At 57.1% G+C, this 3,533-nt stretch carries 2 rRNA genes; both read right to left on the reverse strand.

Features of this window, described 5'->3' with window-relative positions:
• Window positions 1–53: 53 nt before the first annotated feature.
• Window positions 54–170: ribosomal RNA gene (gene rrf / locus E4J89_RS19190) — 5S ribosomal RNA — on the reverse strand.
• 174 nt (window positions 171–344) lie between these two features.
• Window positions 345–3,470: ribosomal RNA gene (locus tag E4J89_RS19195) — 23S ribosomal RNA — on the reverse strand.
• Window positions 3,471–3,533: the final 63 nt, after the last annotated feature.

The following is a 3,533-nucleotide window of genomic DNA, read 5'->3' on the forward strand; positions in this document are numbered from 1 at the left end:
TTAACGGGGGAAGGCCCCGCCGTCGTTGGCGGGGCCTTCCCTGTGTAAAGAATGTCCGGCGGTGACCTACTCTCCCACACCCTCCCGAGTGCAGTACCATCGGCGCTGTGGGCCTTAGCTTCCGGGTTCGGAATGGGACCGGGCGTTTCCCCCACGCTATGACCGCCGTAACCCTTCGTGCACGCCCCCGCACCCGTGTGGGGTGGTGGCGGCAAACCTTGTGGTTACAAGCATGTTGCTTGGAACTGTTATTCAATTATCTGTTCCCGGTGACAAAGGTTGTTGTCTGGGAACCACATAGCGGACGCGTAGCTTCGTTTTGATCACCCACCCCAGGGGGTGGTGTGGTGTAAGTTGTCGGACTATTAGTACCGGTCAGCTCCACGAGTCTTTCGTCCTCGCTTCCACATCCGGCCTATCAACCCAGTGGTCTGGCTGGGGTCCTCTCCCCCCGAGGGGGATGGAAATCTCATCTTGAAGCCGGCTTCCCGCTTAGATGCTTTCAGCGGTTATCCAATCCGAACGTAGCTAATCAGCGGTGCACTTGGCAGTACAACTGACACACCAGAGGTTCGTCCGTCCCGGTCCTCTCGTACTAAGGACAGACCTTCTCAAATTTCCTGCGCGCGCAGCGGATAGGGACCGAACTGTCTCACGACGTTCTAAACCCAGCTCGCGTACCGCTTTAATGGGCGAACAGCCCAACCCTTGGGACCTACTCCAGCCCCAGGATGCGACGAGCCGACATCGAGGTGCCAAACCATGCCGTCGATATGGACTCTTGGGCAAGATCAGCCTGTTATCCCCGAGGTACCTTTTATCCGTTGAGCGACGGCCATTCCACAATGTGCCGCCGGATCACTAGTCCCGACTTTCGTCCCTGCTCGAGATGTCTCTCTCACAGTCAAGCTCCCTTGTGCACTTACACTCGCCACCTGATTGCCAACCAGGCTGAGGGAACCTTTGGGCGCCTCCGTTACTCTTTAGGAGGCAACCGCCCCAGTTAAACTACCCATCAGGCACTGTCCCTGACCCGGATTACGGGCCGAAGTTAGATGTCCAGAGTGACCAGAGTGGTATTTCAACGATGACTCCACCCGAACTGGCGTCCGGGCTTCACAGTCTCCCACCTATCCTACACAAGCCACACCGAACACCAATACCAAACTATAGTAAAGGTCTCGGGGTCTTTCCGTCCTGCTGCGCGTAACGAGCATCTTTACTCGTAGTGCAATTTCGCCGAGTTTATGGTTGAGACAGCGGGGAAGTCGTTACTCCATTCGTGCAGGTCGGAACTTACCCGACAAGGAATTTCGCTACCTTAGGATGGTTATAGTTACCACCGCCGTTTACTGGGGCTTAAATTCTCCGCTTCGCCCCCAAAGGGGCTAACAGGTCCTCTTAACCTTCCAGCACCGGGCAGGAGTCAGTCCGTATACATCGTCTTGCGACTTCGCACGGACCTGTGTTTTTAGTAAACAGTCGCTTCCCCCTGGTCTCTGCGGCCCTTACCCGCTCGGAAGCGCAAGGCTTCGTCACGGTCCGGGCCCCCCTTCTCCCGAAGTTACGGGGGCATTTTGCCGAGTTCCTTAACCATAATTCTCTCGATCGCCTTGGTATTCTCTACCTGATCACCTGTGTCGGTTTGGGGTACGGGCGGCTAAAACCTCGCGTCGATGCTTTTCTCGGCAGCATAGGATCACCGAATCCCCCCATGCGGGGGTCCCGTCGGGTCTCAGGCTTCACGAACGGCGGATTTGCCAACCGTTCACCCTACATCCTTGGACCGGGACTACCATCGCCCGGCTCGGCTACCTTCCTGCGTCACACCTGTTAATACGCTTACCTCCCCGGATCGGGTCCCGCGCGCCCCGCCCGCACTGGCCCCGAAGGGCACGGACGGACGGTTTGGGCGGTTAGCATCACCGGATTGGCATGGGCGGTTTTTCGCCGGTACGGGAATATCAACCCGTTGTCCATCGACTACGCCTGTCGGCCTCGCCTTAGGTCCCGACTTACCCAGGGCAGATTAGCTTGACCCTGGAACCCTTGATCATTCGGCGGACGGGTTTCCCACCCGTCTTTCGCTACTCATGCCTGCATTCTCACTCGTGTAGGCTCCACCACTGGCTTCCGCCGCAGCTTCACTGCCCACACGACGCTCCCCTACCCACCAGCGCTCCTGAACCACGAAGGCTTGGATAATACGCTGATGCCACAACTTCGGCGGTGTACTTGAGCCCCGCTACATTGTCGGCGCGGAATCACTTGACCAGTGAGCTATTACGCACTCTTTCAAGGGTGGCTGCTTCTAAGCCAACCTCCTGGTTGTCTGGGCAACTCCACATCCTTTCCCACTTAGCACACGCTTAGGGGCCTTAGTTGGTGGTCTGGGCTGTTTCCCTCTCGACTATGAAGCTTATCCCCCACAGTCTCACTGCTGCGCTCTCACTTGCCGGCATTCGGAGTTTGGCTGACGTCAGTAACCTTGTAGGGCCCATCGGCCATCCAGTAGCTCTACCTCCGGCAAGAAACACGCAACGCTGCACCTAAATGCATTTCGGGGAGAACCAGCTATCACGGAGTTTGATTGGCCTTTCACCCCTACCCACAGCTCATCCCCTCCATTTTCAACTGAAGTGGGTTCGGTCCTCCACGCGCTCTTACACGCGCTTCAACCTGGCCATGGGTAGATCACTCCGCTTCGGGTCTAGATCACGCCACTGCAACGCCCTGTTCAGACTCGCTTTCGCTACGGCTTCCCCACACGGGTTAACCTCGCGACGTAACACTAACTCGCAGGCTCATTCTTCAAAAGGCACGCCGTCACAGCTACAAGGCTGCTCCGACGGATTGTAAGCACACGGTTTCAGGTACTGTTTCACTCCCCTCCCGGGGTACTTTTCACCTTTCCCTCACGGTACTTGTCCGCTATCGGTCATCAGGTAGTATTCAGGCTTACCAGGTGGTCCTGGCAGATTCGCACGGGATTTCTCGGGCCCCGTGCTACTTGGGATACTCTCCAAGCGGCGTCACGCATTCCGGTTACAGGGCTTACACCTTCTCCGGCCGGCCTTTCAAGACCGTTCACCTATACGCACGCACTCACTTTCGCTGTCCGGCAGAACAGCAACGGAAAGTCCCGCAACCCCGGCCATGCAACGCCCGCCGGCTATCACACATGGACCGGTTTGGCCTCTTCCGCGTTCGCTCGCCACTACTGACGGAATCACTGTTGTTTTCTCTTCCTGCGGGTACTGAGATGTTTCACTTCCCCGCGTTCCCTCCACGCACCCTATGTGTTCAGGTACGGGTCACCCGGTCACTCGCGCGCCGGGCGGGGTTTCCCCATTCGGACATCCTGGGATCACCGTTCGGTTATCAACTCCCCCAGGCTTATCGCAGATTCCCACGTCCTTCTTCGGCTCCTGATGCCAAGGCATCCACCGTGTGCTCTTAAAAACTTGACCACAAAGATCAAATAAAGCTTCTCGAGAGAACCAATGGAACAACCACACCCCAAAAAAGGGAGC

This window comes from Arthrobacter sp. CAU 1506, assembly GCF_005047635.1.
In the GTDB taxonomy this organism is placed as follows: Bacteria; Actinomycetota; Actinomycetes; order Actinomycetales; family Micrococcaceae; genus Crystallibacter.